Origin of the sequence: Embleya sp. NPDC059237 (assembly GCF_042754105.1) — a bacterium.
Classification (GTDB): domain Bacteria; phylum Actinomycetota; class Actinomycetes; order Streptomycetales; family Streptomycetaceae; genus Embleya.
Window position 1 is genome coordinate 105,117 of sequence record NZ_JBHZAE010000005.1, and the last position, 17,062, is coordinate 122,178.

Sequence of the window (17,062 nt, forward strand, 5' to 3'; positions counted from 1 at the left end):
GGCGCACCGACACCGGAGCGCGCCCGGATCGCCCCCGGGGCCGCGCCCGGAGCACGCCCGAACCGCACCGGGGCCGCACTTCCCACCTCCGATGCCATAGGTTCCTCATGTGGAGGACCTGGACCGACAGATCGTCAAACTGCTGCTGCAGGACGGGCGGATGAGCTACACCGACCTGGGCAAGGCCACCGGCCTGTCCACTTCGGCCGCCCACCAGCGCGTACGCCGACTCGAACAACGCGGCATCATCCGCGGCTACGCCGCCGTGGTCGACACCGAGGCCATCGGCCTGCCGCTGACCGCGTTCATCTCGGTCAAACCCATCGACCCCAGCGCCCCCGACGACGCCCCCGAACGGTTGGCGGACCTCGAGGAGCTGGAGGCGTGCCACAGCGTGGCCGGCGACGAGAGCTACATCCTCAAGGTCCGCGTCCCGACCCCGGGCGACCTGGAGACGCTTTTGGCCCGGATCCGCCTACAGGCAGGCGTATCGACCCGCACCACGGTGGTCCTGTCCACGCCGTACGAGGCCCGCGCACCCCGCTTCTGAGCCGACCCCGACGGGCGGCCGGGCGGGTCGGCGCGGGCCCGGACGCGGTTCGTGGCGAGTCCGCGCCGCTCGAAGGGGTGACCTCCGGCTCGGCGTTGCCTCGGGGCGGGCCACACTGGGGGCATGACCACGCTCCTCCTGCGCAACGGCGCCGTGCACAGTCCCGCCGATCCCTTCGCGACCGCCATGGTCGTCGAGAACGACACCATCGCCTGGATCGGCGCCGAGGGGGCGGCCGCGGCGCACGTCGACGCCGTCGACGCGGTGCTCGACCTCGGCGGCGCGCTGGTCACCCCGGCGTTCGTCGACGCGCACGTGCACGCCACCGCGACCGGCCTCGCCGCGACTGGCCTCGACCTGAGCGGCGCCCCGTCGTTGGCCCACGCGCTGACCGCGCTGGCGGAGTACACGAAGGCGCGCGGGCTGCACGAGCCGGGCCGCGTCGTGCTCGGGCACGGCTGGGACGACACCGGCTGGCCCGAGGGACGCCCGCCCACGCCCGCCGAGTTGGACCGGGCCGCCGGCGGCGCGACCGTGTACCTGTCCCGGACCGACGTGCACTCCGCCGCCTGCTCGCCCGCGCTGCTCGCGCTGGTCCCGGGCGAGCACGGCGACACGCCGCTCACCGGTGCCACGCACCACGTCGCGCGGGCCGCCGCCTACGCCGCGCTGACCCCGGCCGACCGGCTCGCCGCACAGCGCGTCACGCGGGAGCGGGCCGCCGCGCTCGGGATCGGGACGCTGCACGAATGCGGTGGGCCGGAGATCGCCGGCGAGGCCGACTTCCGCGCACTGGCCGCGCTGGCCGCCGAGGAGGCAGGCCCGGACGTCGTGGGCTACTGGGGCGCGCTCGCGCACGACGCCGAGCACGCCCGCGCGCTGCGCGCCGATCTGGGCGCGCACGGGCTCGGCGGCGACCTGTTCATCGACGGCTCGCTCGGCTCGCACACCGCGTGCCTGCACGCGCCCTACGCCGACGCCCCCGGCACCGGGCTGACCCATCTGGACGCCGAGCAGGTGGCCACTCACCTCGCCGCGTGCACCCGGGCCGGGATCCAGGCCGGCTTCCACGCCATCGGCGACGCCGCGATCGGCGCGATCCTCGCCGCCGCGCGCGACCTGATCGCCGGACCGCACGCGGCCGCGTTCCGAGCCCTGCGACACCGGGTCGAACACGCCGAACTCCTCGACGCCGACGCGGTGAAGGCGTTCGCCGAACTCGGCCTGACCGCGTCCGTACAGCCCGCGTTCGACGCCGCCTGGGGCGGCCCGGACGGCATGTACGCGCGCCGCCTCGGCGCCGAACGCGCCGCGCTGATGAACCCGCTGGCCGCGCTCAGCGCCGCCGGCGTCCCGCTCGCGTTCGGCTCCGACGCGCCGGTGACCCCGCTCGACCCGTGGGGCACGATCCGTGCCGCCGCCTTCCACCGCACGCCCGGGCAACGGATCAGCGTGCGCGCCGCGTTCGCCGCCCACACGCGCGGCGGTCACCGGGCCGCGGGGCGCGACGACGCGGGTGTGCTCGTCCCCGGCGCGCCCGCCACCTACGCGGTGTGGGACACCACCGAACTGGTCGTCCAGGCCCCCGACACCCGGCTCTCCGGCTGGTCCACCGACCCGCGCTCGGGCACCCCGGGCCTGCCCGACCTGGATCCCGAACTGCCGCTGCCGCGCTGCCTGCGCACTGCGGTACGAGGCACCACGGTGTATGCGGCCGAGGGAGCGCTCGACCCGGCGTGAGCGCACACCGGCGCGAGCGAGTACCCCGGCGCGACCGCGGTCAGCAGGCCGGCGTCGGCGCCGGGGTCCCCGACGACCCCGGCGCCGGCTGGGCCGACTCACCCGAGCCGGATCCGCCCGCCGCGACCGGGCGATCCGTCGCGCGCTCCGGCACGGTCAGCAGTGGCAGGAAGACCTGCACCAGCGGGCCGATCGTGAGCGCGTACAAGACCGTGCCCAACCCGACCGAGCCGCCGAGCACGAAGCCCACCGCCAACACCGCGACCTCGATGCTCGTCCGGATCAGCCGCACCGAACGCCCGGTCCGCCGCACCATCCCCGTCATCAGGCCGTCGCGCGGCCCCGGCCCGAGCCGGGCACCGATGTACGCGCCGCCGGCCACCGCGTTCAGCACCACACCCGAGACCAGGAAGGCCGCGCGCCAGGCCCACGCGTCGGGGGAGGGCAACCACCGCAGCGAGGCGTCCACCGCGAGGCCGATCACCACCACGTTGCTCACCGTGCCGAGCCCCGGACGCTGCCGCATCGGCAACCACAGCAGCAGGACCGCGGCGCCCACCACGATCGTCACCACGCCGAAGCTCCACCCGGTGCGCTCGGCGAGACCCTGATGGAACACGTCCCACGGATCCAGGCCCAATTCGGCTCGGATCATCAACGCCATGCTGAACCCGTACAGCGTGAGCCCCGCGTACAACTGGACCAAACGTCGGACCCACGACCAAGCCACCGTGCACCTCTGTTTCGCGCCTGACTGCCAAAAAAGAGCCAACGGTGAAAGAATCGCGGACACCGGATCACGGATCCATAGCCAATTCGACAGGAGTGGACTGATGAGCGCGCCTCACCTGACCGTCAGCAGCACCCGCCTCGCCGACCTCCTGCACCCCTGGACCACCGCGACCCAGTCCGCCGCGCGCACCGGCCCGGCGTACCGCACGCTCGCCGACCGCATCCGCGCCCTGCTCCTGGACGGTCGGATCCCGCTGACCGCGCGCCTGCCCGCCGAACGCGGCCTCGCCGACCGGCTCGGGATCAGCCGCACCACAGTCGCCGCCGCGTACGAGCTGCTGCGCACCGACGGCTACCTGACCAGCCGCCGCGGCTCCGGCAGCTGGACCACCCTGCCCGGGACGCACACCGAGATCCCCACCCGAGGGCTCAGCCCGAGCACCACCACCGGCGTGATCGACCTCGGCGTGGCGGCGCTGCCCGGTCCCGGCCGCGCGCTGCACCAGGCGGTCGCCGACGCCACCGACTCGCTGCCCACCTACACCACCGGCCACGGCTACCTCCCCGGCGGCCTGCCGGTGCTGCGCGACACGCTCGCCCAGCGCTACACCCGCCGCGGCGTGCCCACCACGCCCGACCAGATCCTGGTCACCCCCGGCGCCCTCGCCGCGGTGACCCTGGTGCTGCGCACGCTGGCCGGCCCCGGCGACCGGGTCGCGGTCGAATCACCCACCTACGCCAATGTGTTGGACGCGATTCGGCAGGCCGGGAACCGTCCGGTCCCGGTGCCGATGACGGACACCGGCTGGGACGTGGAGACCTGGCGTGACACGCTGCGCACCGCGGCGCCGCGACTGGCCTACCTGATCCCGGACTACCAGAACCCCACCGGCCACCTCGCCGATCCCGGGATCCGGCGCACGCTGGCGGACCTGGCCCGCAACACCGGCACCACGCTGATCGTCGACGAGACCTGCCTCGACCTGGCCCTGGACCTCGACCCGGCGGACCGGCCGCTGCCGATGGCCGCGTTCGACCGGACCAACAACGTGGTCACCATCGGGTCCACCTCGAAGACCTTCTGGGGCGGCCTGCGGATCGGCTGGATCCGGGCCACCCCGGATCTGGTCCGGCGCATCGCGGCCACCCGCGCGTCGTTCGACGTCGGCGCCCCGGTGCTGGACCAGTTGGTCACCCACCACCTGATCACCGACCACGAGGACGCCATCCTGGAGACGCGCCTGCCCGCGCTGCGTGCCGCCCGGGGAGCGCTGGCCGACGCACTGACCGAGCACCTGCCCGACTGGACCTTCTCGATGCCCCTGGGCGGCCTGTCGTTGTGGGTACGCACCGACGGCACCTCCAGCCTGACGCTGGCCGAAACCGCCGCCCGACACGGGGTGCGGGTGGCGGCGGGAACCCACTTCGGTACCGACGGCACCTTCGAACACCACGTCCGTCTGCCCTACGCCCACGACCCGGCCACCCTGACCGAAGCCATCCGCCGCCTGTCCGCCGCGGTGGCCGAGACCGCACGCACCCGCCCCACCACCTACGCGGGCTTCTCGGGCGCGGCCATCATGGCCTGAGCCGGGCCACCCCGAAAGCGCGGTTTCCACAACCCCCGACTTGTCCACAGCCCGCCCGCCCCCTCCACGCATCACCGCCGATCCTCGGCACTGTGGGCCCTGTGCGGAACACCCGGTTCCGCACCTCGGGAGGGGTCATGCGGGATGTGCTGGCGGCACTGGTCGGCGCGATGGGTTCGGTCGCGGCAGCCCTGGCGGCGGCACACGGCCGCGCCGGCTCGACCAAGGCCCACCGCCCACGCCGCCCACCTCGTCCCGGCCGCGACCCCACCCGCCGCGCCACGGCCGCCCGGCGACGGCCCACCCCGCGCCCCCGCCCCCGTCCGCATCCGCGCGTGGGCCCACGCCGCCACACCGACTCCTCCAGCCGGGACCCGTGACCCCCGGCGCCCGCCGTCACCGCAAGACAGCCGGGTCCCGGTCCACACCGTCGTAGCACCTTGGGCCGATGTCGGCCCCACCCCGGTCACGCTGTCTTCGCATCGCCGCCGGCCAGGAACGGACGCAGCAGCGTGAGCAGGGCGTGCGGCCGGTGCAGCGGGATGATGTGGCCGCAGTCCTCGATGACGTGTCCGGTGAGATCGTCGGTGATCGGGCGGAGTTGGCGTTCCAGCGCGGGACCGACGGGCCGGGCGCCCAGCGCCATGGTCGGCACCGTCAGGCGCGCGCCGGCGACCGCCTGCTCGATCTGTTCCGCGCTCTTCGGCAGGGCCCGGTAGTACGAGAATGCGCAGCTCAACGCCTGGCGGCCGGTGTACGCGCGGACGAACGTGTCCCGGAGGGCGGGGCGCACACCGTCGCCGAGCGTGCCCGCGTTCAGAAACCAGTCGACGTAGGCGGCCTCGTGGCCCTCCACCACGGTCTCGGCGAGGTCGGGCGCGGCGGAGTGGAAGCCGAACCACCACGGCGGTCCGTCGGCGAGGAAGTCCTCGGCGCCGGGCAGCCTGCCGAGCAGGGATTCCATGACGACCAGGCGCCGGACGAGATCGGGGCGGCGCAGGGCGAGCAGGAACGCCGGCGCGGTGCCCGCGTCGATGCCCACCACCGCGGCAGAGGACACCCCGAGCGTGGTGAGCAGCGCCGCGGCGTCCTCGGCCAGGGTGCCCGCGTCGTATCCGGAGGCGGCCCGGCCGCTCGCGCCGAACCCGCGCAGGTCCGGCGCGATGACGCGGTAGCGGCCGGAGAGATCGGCCATGACGTCCGTCCACAGTTCCCAGGTGTGCGGGAAGCCGTGCAACAGCAGGACGGCCGGGCCCGATCCGCAGAGGGCGACGTTCAGTTCGACACCGTTGGCGAGGACGCGTCGCAGTTCGGGCATGGCGGGACTCCGGGTACTTGGTGAGTAATGGTGACCAGGTCACGCTAGGGAACTACGCTGGTCCGCCCAAGACGGCACTTTCCCTTCAGGTGGTGAGCCCCAGGTGACCACGTCGAGGCCCGGCGCACGTGACGGGCGACCCGGTGAGCGCGGGGACCTGCTGGATCCGCGCTGCCCGACCCGCCGGTTGCTCGACCGCATCGGCACCAAGTGGACGTCGATGGTGGTCAAGGTGTTGGCCCAGGAGGCTCCGGGTGAGCTCCGTTTCGCGGAACTGCGGCGCCGTATCCCGGGCATCTCCCAGAAGATGTTGTCCGTCACCCTGCACAGCCTGGTCCGCGATGCCCTGGTCGCGCGCCGTGTGGAACCCACCGTGCCGCCCGCCGTGCACTACCGGCTCACCGAGCTGGGTCTGTCCCTCGAAGGACCGCTCTCCGTCCTACGGGTCTGGGCCGAGACGCACATGGCGGAGATCGACCGCAACAACCGGCTCGCGGACGAGTCGCCCTCCGATTAGCGCGTGGATCGAATGTGCCGGTCGCGGTGGGGTGGGGTGGTCAGGTGGGGTCGCGGAGGACGATTTCGTCGATCGCCTCGGCGTGGGCGGTGGTGACCTGGTCCAGGGCTGCCTTCGTCGGAAATTCCGGAACCTCGACGGTGATGGTGGTCGCGCCATGCCGGGCGGAGGAGGGGACCGGGGCGTACATGCCCAGGGAGTTGCCCTCGCCGTGTGCGCTCGATGCGTAGCGGACGTTGCCGGGGGTGCCGACGTCGGTGGGGGAGCCGGCGTCCGGTGCGGACGTCTTGCGGAAGGTGTTTCCCGCGAACGCGGCGGCGCGCAGGTCCTCGGGCACCTTTCCGGCGGCCCTGCCGGCCAGTCGGGCGGTGAGCCTGTCGTCGGCTTCGCCGGCCGCCCTGTCCGTGACCGCCTGGGTGTGCGGGTCGATGCCGCGAGGGTCCACGAAGACGCCGGGCGCGTCGCCTTCCTTCGTGGTGAGCCCGTGCGCGTGCACGCTGACGACGCGCTGCGGATCGAACCGCTCCAGCAGAGCGAGCAGGGCGCGCGTCTCGGGCAACATCCGGACACTGCTGGTGGGGAACTTGTCGGTATCGCGCGGAGGTTGTGGCTCCGGTGCGGGAGTCCCGCCGCGGATCGGGTTGCCGTTCTTGTCGATCGGCAGGGTCTTCAACTCCGGCTTCCCGCCGGCGCCCTGCTTCCGCGCTTCCTGGTAACTCGTGCCGGGGAACGGCAGGTTCCGGTTCGGCTCGACCCTTCCGGGTGCGGAGCGTGCCCGGCCGCCCGGCAACAGGCGCTTCTCGAAGGCGGGGCGCTCACCGTAGGCGTGATGGGTGGCGACGACGAGTTCGGGCACCAGGATCGTGGTGTATCGCGGCGGCCTCCCCTCCGCCGACTCCTTGGTCAACCGGGCCCGCAACCGCTCGACCACCTCCCGCCCCTCGGGCTCGTTCCCGTGTACGCCGCCGATGATCAGGGCCCGCAGGTTTGGATCGGTCCCCGGGAACAGGTATGCGGGAATGGGCGCGATCCGGCGCGCCCGCTCGGAGCCGACATCCGGATCCGGGTCCGGATCCTCGATGCCGCCCGCGATGTTGCCCGGTTCGGCCGCCCACGGCTGCGCGCCGCCGGCTCGTCGGCTGCGTTCGCCCAGGTCGGCCGTGCTCCACAGCGGCTCCGGCCCGGATCGCACGATCGTCTCGGCGAGCCAGAGGTCGTCGGGCTGGGTAGCGAAGCGGGCGCGCACCTCACGGAGCACAGCGGGATCGGCACGGCGCTCGGCGGTCGCGGCGCGCAGGGTGTCGAAGACGGCGGCCTTGTTCGGGGCCGTGCGTACCGTCTCGGCCAGGTCGACGCGCGGCACGCCGGCGTCGGGAGCGGCGTCGCCCGCCGGGGCGGGCCGCGGGGCGGCCGGTTGTGGCGCGGCGGGTGTGGTGTGCCGCGGCGCGGCGGGCGACTTGCCGGCCGGGTGGGCGGGCTGCGGTGCGGCGGCGGGCTGCCGGCCGGGGCGGGTGCGGGCCTTGCCCGGCGCGGCGGCCGCGGATCGGCCACGCAGCGCGTCGAGTACGGCCCCGCCGCCATGGCGCACACCGCCCCCGGTCGCGCCTGCCGGCCCGGTCGTACCACCCGCCGGCCCATCGGCGCCCGCGGCCGTCCCCCCGTCGCGTCGTCTCCCGGCGATCCGAGCCAGTTCGCGCGCGACCAACACGCGCCGCAACGTCTCCCGCGCCGGCCCCGGCCCGTCCCCCCGAGCCGCCTCGACCCCCCGAAGCCGCTCCGCCTCCGCGCGGCGCAGCGCCCGCGCGATGTCGTCGGCCGTCGTCTTGTGCGGATTCGCGAAATCTGCCACCGAATCAACCTCCCACCCGCGCCGGCCCAAGGTCGATAGCCCGTCGGGGTGTCCCCGGATGGCCCGCGACCGGGCGGGGGAGGACGCTTCCCGGGCCGGGCCGCGCTACTCCGGCGACATCAACTCGGCCGCCACAACCGCGCCCAACTCCGTGCAGGCGGCCAGCGACTCCCGCGTGGGCGGGCCCGCCACCTCCACCGGTGGGCGGACCCGGCGCCACTGCAGACCGGTCGCCGCCGCCTCGACCGAGCGCACCGCGCCCGTGGTGTCGCTGCCGCCGTGGACGTACAGCCCGTACGGCCGCCGCGTCGTCTCTTGCTGACACACGTAATAGACAGTGTCAAAGAAGTGTTTCAGTGCCCCCGACATGTAGCCCAGGTTCGCGGGTGTGCCGAGGAGGTAGCCGTCCGCCTCCAGGACCTCCACCGGTGAGCAGGTGAGGGCGGCTCGCACCCGCACCTCCACCCCCTCGATCTCCGGGTCGCGGGCGCCCGCGAGGGTCGCCTCCAGCATTTCGGCGAGCGTCGGCGAGGGCGTGTGGTGCACCACGAGCAGGATGGCCATGGCCACACGCTGCCAGAAGCCGGCCGCGCCGGCGGGCATGCCCCGCGATGCGCGCCGCGAGCCGCCGCGTCCCCGCGCCCGGCGCTTCCACGCGTCCTCCATACGGGTGGATCGTCGGGGAAATGATGGTGATTCCACCCGTTTGATGCTTTGACACGTGCGCACCATTTGTCACGATAAGAGCACTTTAAGTAATACGTCGATATGCCAACCGACCGGCACCTCGGGGAGAAACCACCCACATGCGCCTCACCCCCCTACGGCAACGACCACTGCCCTACCCCCGCACCAAGTCCCCCGCCGACCCGGCCCCCGAGACCGCCGGCCACACCCCCGCACCCGCTCCCACCCCCGTCCCCCCGCCCGTTCCCGCTCCCGCCGCCCCCGCGGCGCCCACCCTCGTCTCGGTCGTCCGCCGCACGCTCGCCCCGGCCGTCCAGGCCACGAACGCGCAGTCCCGCGCGTTCCACACCGTCTACGCGATCGCCACGCTCCCGCTGGTGATCGCGTTGCACCTCGCCCTCTGGGCGTTGTCCACCCCCGGTCGCCTCGGCGTCACCGTTCTGGTCCTCTACGGGATCGCCCGGACCGGGATCCTCACCCCAACCCCCACGCATTGAGTGCACCGCCCGAAGGAGTCCCCATGGTTCTGTCCATCTCCGGCGTCCTGTTCCTCGGCGTCATCGCCTACGTCCTGTTCCGCAAGGACGGATTGCGCATCCCGCACGCCCTCGTCTGTGCCCTCTTCGGCTTCTATCTGGCGGGCAGCTCGATCGCCCCCCACATCACCGCGAGCACCAACAGCATCGCCAATCTCCTCAGCGGCATCACCTTCTGACCGCCGCCCAGCCGCCCCGCCGCCGCGCCCGCACCCCCGGCGCCGCGCCTCGGCGCACCGGTGAAGCCCTCGCACAGGCGTCGCCTTCGAGTGCCTCACCCGTGCGCCGAGGCGAGCCCGGCGGGCGGACCGCTCCCCGAACGTCACGCACAGGCCCCGGATCGTCCCCCGAACCGGGGCCTCCCGCCTACCCGCATCAACCCCCCACGGAGACCGCATGTCCCCCGGCCCCAAATCCCTCGCCGTCATCGCCCAACGCGCCAAGGACGGCATCGGCAACACCCGCTCGCGCGCCACGCGGATCCAGCAGCACACGCGCGACACCTTCTCGCCCGTGCTGACCCTCGGCCGCGGCCTGAACCGGCAACTCGCCTGGGCGCGGGGCTGGTGGAAGAACGCCTCCGCGGACAAGCGCAAGGCCGGGGCCGCGGTCGTCGTCGGCGCGGTGCTCGCCCTCTATTTCCTGCCCTATGCCCCGCTGATCGCCCTGCTGCTGATCCTGGCCGCCGCCGCCTGGCTCGGCCGTGCGGACAAGCCCCCCGCCCCCGAGCCCGGCCCCGACCCCATCGAACTCCGGCTCCAGGCCGTCTACAACGGCCTCGTGCCGCACCTCGCCGACGACCACGACCCGGCCAGGCTCTTCCACCCGGGCGGCGCGTACCGCGACGCCTTCCGCGACTGGGAACTCGACGGCGACCGGATCACCCGCCTCGAACTCACCTACAGCCCCTACTTCACCGACGACGACCCCGGCGCCCGTGCCCGGATCGAGCGGGTGCTCCAGGCCAAGCTCGGCCGCGGTCGCGAGTACTTCCACGACTGGGACACCGAGAACAACCGCCTCATCGTCGCCGCGCTGCCCCCGCTGCCCCCCGCCGTCCCGGCCCAGCAGTTCATCACCGCGCCCTGCGAAATCCTGCTCGGCATCACCGACGCGGACAGCACCAACCGCCGCACCCCGATCCGGGTCGACGGAGCCACCCACCAGCTCCCGCCGGTCATCTGGCGCACGGGCAACCGCAGCACCGACCCACACCTGCTCGCCGTCGCCGCCCCCGGCGCGGGCAAGTCGAACCTGCTGCGCACCATCGCCCTCCAGGCCGCCCGCGACGGCGACATCGTGGTGATCGACGGCAGCGGCTCCGGCGACTACGCCTGCCTGGCCGGGCGCCGCAACATCCTGCGCATCGAGACCGGATACCACGGCGCCCTGGAGACGCTGACCTGGCTGCGGCACGAGACGGAGCGCCGGATCGCCGCCGTCACCCACGCCAAACAACACGGCACGCCGGTCCCGGACAACGCTCGCCGTCCGCTGTGGGTGATCCTGGACGAGATCACCGAACTCAGCGACCTCGCCGCCGGGCAGGGCACCACCGACCCCCAGGAACTGCTCGACCTGCCGCTGCGCCTGGGCCGGGCCACCCACATCGGCGTGATCACCAGCACCCGCCCCACCCACCTGGACCGGCTGCGCCCCCCGTTGATCGCCGACACGCACACGCGCGTCGTCCTCGGCCCGCTCGATCCCGAGACCATCCGGACCGTCCTGGGCACCGGCCCCGGCGTCTCCGGCGGCGAGGACATGCCGCCCGGGCGCGGCTACGTACGGATCGGCAACGGCCCGGTGGTGCGCATCCAGGTCCCGCACACCCCGGACCCGCTCGAAGAGGACACCCCCGAGGCCGAACGTCGGCGCCTGCTCGCGCTGCTGCCGCACCACACCGACGCGCTCACCGTCGAGGACCCCACCATCTCGCTCGCGAAGGAGCGCCGGCGAGAGCCCGAACCGACCGCCTGACCTTCCGGCGCGCCCCCTGCCCCGGACGCCGCGCCGCCCCCACGCTTCCGAAGGCCCTCCGAGCCGGCACGGCTCGGAGGGCCTCGGCGTGTACCCGGTCTTCGCCCGGCACGCCACCAAATACACAAAACACATCACTTCACCCGCACCGGCGCGCCATGATGGTGCCCCGCACCCCCACGGAGGACGTGGACGCCCAGTGTTCGACCTCGCCAACTTCACCGTCAGCGACATGGTGGTGTGCAGTTCCGAACTGCGCCGGGTCACCGCCGAATCGGCCACCACCGAGGACGCCGCCCGGGCGATCGTGCAGCACCTGCGCACCACCTTTCGCGACCCGGACACCGGACGGTCCCAACTCGTCCTCACCCGCCTGTTCCAGACCATGCCCTGGCGCAACCTCACCCCGGACCTGGAACAGCGCGCCCTGCGTCGGCAACCCGACCTCGTCCCGCACCCCGACCTGCGCTGCCTCACCCTCCTCGCCACCACCGGCGACCACCCCGAATGGCGCGACCGCACCCGCTCGAGCCGGCACCAGGTGGTCGCCTTCCCCAGCGCCGAGGCGGTCCGCCGGGCGCCGATGATCAGCGCCATGCTGGCCCAACTCGGGGTCACCGCCGAGGAGATCGTGGCCGGCCCGCTGAGCGGCGACACCGAATGGGACCGGCACGACATCACCCACATCCCCGACGCGCTGGCCGGCAGCGCCGTCCCGGACAAGGAGTTCATCCGGAGCCACGGCATAAAATCCGTGGTCGGCTACGCCGGCAAGCTCCCCGACGGCGAACTGTTCACCGTCCTGATGTTCACCCGCGTGTACATCCCGGCCCGGATCGCCGAACTCTTCCGCACCGTCGCCGTCTCCACCCGGTTGGCCCTGCTCCCGCTCAACACCGCGCCCCTGTTCGCCGGCGGCCCGGGACGGCACACCCCCGTCACACACCTCGCCGCCGCCCGCCTGGACGCGCTCGAACAACTCCTGGCCGCCCACGAGGACACCTCCGCGCAGGCGGCCCTGGTCGCCGCCGACGCCCGCGACCGGGTGCGCTCGCAGCAGGAACAACTCGCCTACAAGCAGCGCCGGCTCGACCAGGAGACCCGGATCGTCGAGACGCTCTACCGCGTCGGCCAAAAGCTCACCCGCGAACTCAACCTCGAACGCCTGGTCCAGGCCGCCACCGACGCCGCCACCTCGGTGATCGCCGCCGAGCACGGCATCTTCCGCTACATCGACTACGACACCGGCGGCGTCGCCGACACCCGCTACGCGGTCACCAGCCCCGACCCCACCCTGATCGACCGCCTCCCGCGCCCGCGCCCCACCCTCGCGGCGCGTACCCGCCCGCAGACCACCGTCGTCCCGCCGGCCACCGTGCGCCGCGGCGATCTCACCGAGGACCCGGGCGCCGCCGGACTGCTGCCCTACCGGGTCAGCACCGCCGGGCAACCCCCGGTCCGCAGCCTGCTGACCATCCCGGTGACCACCGCCACCGGCGAGGACCTGGGCGCGTTCTCCTTCTGCCACACTCGGGCCGACGTGTTCACCGAACGCGATGAACAACTCGCCCTCGGCATCGCCGCCCAGGCCGCCACCGCGATCGAGAACGCCCGGCTGTTTCGCAGCGTCCGCGACACCGCCGTGGAACTCCAGCGCAGCCTTCTCCCGCAGGTCCCGCCCGACCTGGACGAGCTGGACATCGCCTTCCGCTACCTGCCCGGGGCCAAGGGCCAGCAGGTCGGCGGCGACTGGTTCGACGTGATCCCGCTGTCCGCCGGGCGAATCGCGCTTGTGGTCGGCGACGTGATGGGCCGGGGCCTCCAGGCCGCCGCCGTGATGGGCCAACTGCGCGCCGCGGTCCGGGCGTACGCGGTCATGGACCTGCCGCCCGCGCAGGTGATGCGGCACCTGAACCGGCTGGTGACCGGGCTCGGCGGCGAGGACCAGATCATCACCTGCGTCTACGCCGTCTACGACCCCGGCGACGCCACCGTGCACTGGTCCAACGCCGGACACCTGCCGCCCGCGTTGATCAGCGCCGACGGCAAGGTCGAACTCCTGGAGGACGACCTCGGCGTCCCGCTCGGCCTGGACGGCACCACCTTCGAGGACGCGATGGTCGGCTTCGACGCCGGCGACCAACTGCTGCTGTACACCGACGGCCTGGTCGAATCGCACGACGCCTCGCTCACCGATCGGCTCCAGGAACTCACCGAGCACATCGACGGCACCACCGGCGGTACCTGCACCGTCGCCGACGTGGCCGACCTGCTGGCCAAGACGATGCTCACCGGCCAGGAGCCCGACGACGTCGCGCTGCTGCTGGTGCGCGCCCGGCACAGCGTCGAGCGCACCGCCGGCCTCGACCTGCCGCCCACCCCGCGCTCGGCCCGCGAGGCGCGCGACTTCGTCCGCGCCACACTGGCCCGCTGGGGCCTGGTCGACCACAGCGACACCACCTGCTCGGTGGTCACCGAACTCGTCTCCAACGCCGCCGAACACGCCCGCACCCCCATGGAATTGCGGCTGCGCCACCATCCGGGCCGGCTGATCGTCGAGGTGGTCGACCACGACGGGCGACTGCCCAAGGAGATCGCCTCTCCCGGCCACGACGAGCGGCATCGCGGGTTGTGCATCGTGGCCGGGCTCAGTACGGACTGGGGTGTGCGGCCCACCGACACCGGGAAGATCGTCTGGGCGGAGATCCGCGACCGGTGACACCCTGTGGGGATTCGCTGCGTGGCGGTACACGTCGCCGACGGCGCGTTGTCGCGATTCCGGTGGACCGTGCGAGTTTTATGTCACTTTCTCCCGGTGATGTAATGAATCATCCGTTTTCGGGTAGCTACCCACCGTCACGGACCCCGAGCCGTCCCCGTCGACCCCTCGGTCGGGAATCTTCGAGGCCCGTCACGCGTTCTGCAATCGAACGAGACAGCAAGACCTGTCGATGTGGGTTACCAGCCAGGAGGCACGATTCATGAGTGAGCGAGCTCTCCGCGGCACACGCCTTGGCGCCACCAGCTACGAGACCGATCGCGGTATCGATCTGGCGCCGCGTCGCACCGTGGAATACGAATGCCCCCGGGGGCACCGCTTCGAGATGCCGTTCTCCGTCGAGGCGGAGATCCCGTCGACATGGGAGTGCCGCAGCTGCGGCGCCGTGGCGCAGCTGGTGGACGGCACGCCGCCCGAGGAGAAGAAGAACAAGGCGACACGCACGCACTGGGACATGCTCATGGAGCGGCGGACCAGGGAAGAGCTGGAAGAGGTGCTCGCCGAGCGCCTCGCCGTATTGCGGTCGGGTGGGATCAACCTCCACCACGATCCGCGCGACAACCGCAAGAGCGCCTGAGCGATCCCCGCACGAGCCCGCTCCGGGCCCGTGCGGATCCCGTCGACAGGTGGCACCGACGCCCGGGGCGCCGACGACCTTCACGGTCGTGGCGCCCCGGGCGTCGTGCTGGGCGCCGTCGACGCCCGACCGCCCGGGGCGCGCTCAGGGCAGCGGGCGCGGCGGCGGCGGCGGTTCGTCGTCCCGCCGCGGGTCGGGGTCGATCACCTCGCCCTGGATGATCTTGCCGTCGGGGCGATGGATCCGGGCCTGCCGGGTCATGCCGCTCAGCCGGGTGCTGCCCGCCACCTTCGCCGCCACCACGGTGCCGATCAGCCGGCGGACCAGCGGCCGGGTGAACGGCAGCACGCACAGCAGCCCCAGCGCGTCGCTGATGAAGCCCGGGATGATCAGCAGCACGCCGCCCAGGATGACCACACCGGCGTCGGCGGCGGCCTTGGTCGCCTCCTTGCCCTGGGCCGCGATCACGGCCGGGTCGGACTGGCCCTCGCGCTGCGCCCGTTCGCCCAGCGCGCGCAGCCGGTTCAGCACCCGGCGGCCCTCGTACCGGATCACCAGCGAACCCACCGCGATGCCGGCCAGGATCAGCAGGAAGGTCTCGCCCGCGCCGATGGCGCCGCCCACCAGGGTGATCACGTAGATCTCGGCCAGCGGCAGGGCGACGATCGGCAGGAGCTTGACCGCTCGGCGCAGCGGGGTACTCACGAGATCACGTCCTCGGCGGGGTGGCACCGGTGGTGGTGCCGGAGGTACTGGCGGCTTCGGCGTCGGTCGGGGCGGCGGGGGCCGGCACGGCGGCGGCGTCCTTGGTGCGATCGGCGGCCTTGCTCGGGGCGAGTTCCGGGGTCGGCTCGTCCGCGTACTTGCCCACCCGGCGGCCGACGCCCCACGCGGTGACCCGCCACAACGCCTCGGCGACGATGGTGTTGCTCATCTTGCTGTTGCCGCGTTCGCGCTCGATGAAGGTGATCGGCACCTCCAGCACGCGATAGCCCTTGCGGATCGCGCGCCAGGCCAGGTCGACCTGGAAGCAGTAGCCCTGCGAGGCGACTTCGTCCAGGCCGATGCCCAGCAGGGTGTCCCGGCGAAACGCCCGGAAGCCGCCGGTGACGTCGTGGATGTCGACGCCGAGCATCAGCCGCGAGTAGGTGCTGCCGCCCCGGGAGATGAGCTTGCGGTGGCCGGGCCAGTTGACCGCGCCGCCGCCGGGCACCCAGCGCGAGCCGAGCACCAGGTCCGCGTCCCGGACCGCTTCGAGCAGTCGGGGCAGTTGCTCGGGCTGGTGCGACCCGTCGGCGTCCATCTCCACCAGGACGTCGTAACCGCGATCGATGCCCCAGCGGAAGCCGGCGATGTAGGCGGCGCCCAACCCCTCCTTGCCCGCGCGGTGCATGACCTGGACGTGCGGGTCGTGCTCGGCGAGGGTGTCGGCGATGTCGCCGGTGCCGTCGGGGCTGTTGTCGTCGGCGATGAGCACGTCGACGTCGGGCACCGCGGCGCGCAGGCGCGCAACGATCGGCTCGATGTTCTCCGATTCGTTGTAGGTGGGGATGATGACGAGCACCTTGCCGAGATCGGCGAAGCTGGTCTGCTCGCGGTCGGTCACATCATCTCCTTGATGGCGTTGGCTTCGATGGCGTTGTCGATGGTGTGGGCTCCGGGTCCGGTGTCGGCGCGGGCGCGGTGTCCGACGATAGTCAGGATCGCCCCGGGAGCCGAACCGAGCCGGCCGGCGCGGGTGCGCCCGGTGCGCGGCGCGGCGGCGGGAGGCGGGGTACGCGGGCGGAACGCGCGGGTGCGGCCGACCGCGTGGCGGGCGCGGGGCGCCGCGTCGCGGTCGAACTGCGGCACCGTGTGGCCCCCTCGCCGGGTCGTCGTGGATCGCTGCGGTCGCGCTCGACACGGTGGTGCGCCGGGCGGGTGATGCAGTGACGGTACAACGGACGAGCCGGCCATTCGGTTTCGCCCTGGGACAGACCCGTGGCCCGCTCGACGGTGCGGGTGGCTCGACGGCATGGGTGGATGGCAGCGGGAACCCGGTCGCCCTTCGGGCCGGCCCCGGACCGGCTGGCTGTCGGTCGCGGTGGTCGTTGTCTACTGGGCGACCGGGCTCTGCCGCGGTCTCACCTTCCGGCGTGGGGTGTGCTCGCGTCCGGCGGGGCGGCTGCACGGGTGCCGCTCTGCCGTTCGTGGCCGCGTGGGGCGGCC

General features: G+C 73.2%; 17 protein-coding genes. 10 read left to right on the top strand and 7 right to left on the bottom strand.

Annotated elements, in window-relative coordinates:
- The first annotated feature begins 109 nt into the window (after nt 1-109).
- Together ACFXKZ_RS17655 and ACFXKZ_RS17660 are read left to right on the top strand one after the other, a co-directional pair.
- The gene (locus ACFXKZ_RS17655) at nt 110-550 is read left to right on the top strand and encodes an Lrp/AsnC family transcriptional regulator (RefSeq protein WP_020549917.1); all 441 of its coding nucleotides are present in this window, start codon (nt 110-112) and stop codon (nt 548-550) included.
- A gap of 123 nt (nt 551-673) precedes the next feature.
- Nucleotides 674-2,290: an amidohydrolase gene (locus ACFXKZ_RS17660; protein WP_380001342.1), complete on the top strand. Its 1,617-nt coding sequence runs from the start codon at nt 674-676 to the stop codon at nt 2,288-2,290.
- 40 nt (nt 2,291-2,330) lie between these two features.
- Here ACFXKZ_RS17660 and ACFXKZ_RS17665 read toward each other — a convergent pair whose 3' ends face one another.
- Nucleotides 2,331-2,954: a YitT family protein gene (locus ACFXKZ_RS17665; RefSeq protein ID WP_380002057.1), complete on the bottom strand. Its 624-nt coding sequence runs from the start codon at nt 2,952-2,954 to the stop codon at nt 2,331-2,333.
- Between the two features lie 169 nt (nt 2,955-3,123).
- Here ACFXKZ_RS17665 and ACFXKZ_RS17670 point away from each other — a divergent pair, with 169 nt between their 5' ends.
- Together ACFXKZ_RS17670 and ACFXKZ_RS17675 are read left to right on the top strand one after the other, a co-directional pair.
- Nucleotides 3,124-4,611, top strand: a complete 1,488-nt coding sequence (locus tag ACFXKZ_RS17670) for a PLP-dependent aminotransferase family protein (RefSeq protein WP_380001344.1) — start codon at nt 3,124-3,126, stop codon at nt 4,609-4,611.
- Nucleotides 4,612-4,748: 137 nt separating this feature from the next.
- Nucleotides 4,749-4,991 (top strand): hypothetical protein, encoded by a 243-nt coding sequence (locus tag ACFXKZ_RS17675; protein ID WP_380001346.1) that lies wholly within the window; start codon nt 4,749-4,751, stop codon nt 4,989-4,991.
- An 86-nt stretch (nt 4,992-5,077) separates the two neighbouring features.
- Here the strand turns inward: ACFXKZ_RS17675 and ACFXKZ_RS17680 are convergent, their stop codons facing one another.
- The gene (locus ACFXKZ_RS17680) at nt 5,078-5,929 is read right to left on the bottom strand and encodes an alpha/beta fold hydrolase (RefSeq protein WP_380001348.1); all 852 of its coding nucleotides are present in this window, start codon (nt 5,927-5,929) and stop codon (nt 5,078-5,080) included.
- A 103-nt stretch (nt 5,930-6,032) separates the two neighbouring features.
- Between ACFXKZ_RS17680 and ACFXKZ_RS17685 the strand changes: the two genes are divergently transcribed.
- Nucleotides 6,033-6,446 carry a winged helix-turn-helix transcriptional regulator gene (locus tag ACFXKZ_RS17685; protein WP_380001350.1) on the top strand — a complete coding sequence of 138 codons (414 nt, stop codon included), beginning with the start codon at nt 6,033-6,035 and terminating at the stop codon, nt 6,444-6,446.
- 40 nt (nt 6,447-6,486) lie between these two features.
- Here ACFXKZ_RS17685 and ACFXKZ_RS17690 read toward each other — a convergent pair whose 3' ends face one another.
- On the bottom strand, nt 6,487-8,295 hold the full coding sequence (locus ACFXKZ_RS17690; protein WP_380001352.1) for a hypothetical protein: 1,809 nt from the start codon (nt 8,293-8,295) through the stop codon (nt 6,487-6,489).
- Nucleotides 8,296-8,400: 105 nt separating this feature from the next.
- On the bottom strand, nt 8,401-8,859 hold the full coding sequence (locus tag ACFXKZ_RS17695) for a flavodoxin family protein (RefSeq protein ID WP_380002059.1): 459 nt from the start codon (nt 8,857-8,859) through the stop codon (nt 8,401-8,403).
- A 242-nt stretch (nt 8,860-9,101) separates the two neighbouring features.
- On the opposite strand from ACFXKZ_RS17695, the gene ACFXKZ_RS17700 reads away from it, so the two are divergent.
- From ACFXKZ_RS17700 to ACFXKZ_RS17720, 5 genes are all read left to right on the top strand, one after another.
- Entirely contained in the window at nt 9,102-9,479 is a 378-nt protein-coding gene (locus ACFXKZ_RS17700; protein WP_380001354.1) for a hypothetical protein, read from the top strand.
- 23 nt (nt 9,480-9,502) lie between these two features.
- Complete coding sequence (locus ACFXKZ_RS17705; protein WP_380001356.1) at nt 9,503-9,697, top strand: DUF2304 domain-containing protein; 195 nt, start codon at nt 9,503-9,505, stop codon at nt 9,695-9,697.
- 217 nt (nt 9,698-9,914) lie between these two features.
- Entirely contained in the window at nt 9,915-11,498 is a 1,584-nt protein-coding gene (locus tag ACFXKZ_RS17710) for an ATP-binding protein (RefSeq protein WP_380001358.1), read from the top strand.
- Between the two features lie 199 nt (nt 11,499-11,697).
- Entirely contained in the window at nt 11,698-14,217 is a 2,520-nt protein-coding gene (locus ACFXKZ_RS17715) for a SpoIIE family protein phosphatase (protein ID WP_380001360.1), read from the top strand.
- Nucleotides 14,218-14,479: 262 nt separating this feature from the next.
- On the top strand, nt 14,480-14,854 hold the full coding sequence (locus tag ACFXKZ_RS17720) for an RNA polymerase-binding protein RbpA (RefSeq protein WP_380001362.1): 375 nt from the start codon (nt 14,480-14,482) through the stop codon (nt 14,852-14,854).
- 144 nt (nt 14,855-14,998) lie between these two features.
- Here the strand turns inward: ACFXKZ_RS17720 and ACFXKZ_RS17725 are convergent, their stop codons facing one another.
- Genes ACFXKZ_RS17725 through ACFXKZ_RS17735 form a run of 3 tightly spaced genes read right to left on the bottom strand, consistent with a single transcriptional unit; the run spans nt 14,999 to nt 16,705 of the window.
- A complete protein-coding gene (locus ACFXKZ_RS17725) occupies nt 14,999-15,559 on the bottom strand; it encodes an FxsA family protein (RefSeq protein WP_380001364.1) in 561 nt (186 codons plus the stop codon).
- Between the two features lie 4 nt (nt 15,560-15,563).
- Nucleotides 15,564-16,460: a polyprenol monophosphomannose synthase gene (locus ACFXKZ_RS17730; protein WP_380001366.1), complete on the bottom strand. Its 897-nt coding sequence runs from the start codon at nt 16,458-16,460 to the stop codon at nt 15,564-15,566.
- Nucleotides 16,457-16,705, bottom strand: coding sequence for a hypothetical protein (locus ACFXKZ_RS17735; RefSeq protein ID WP_380001368.1), 249 nt, complete (start codon nt 16,703-16,705; stop codon nt 16,457-16,459). Before ACFXKZ_RS17735 ends, ACFXKZ_RS17730 begins: the two co-directional genes overlap by 4 nt.
- Nucleotides 16,706-17,062 lie beyond the last annotated feature (357 nt).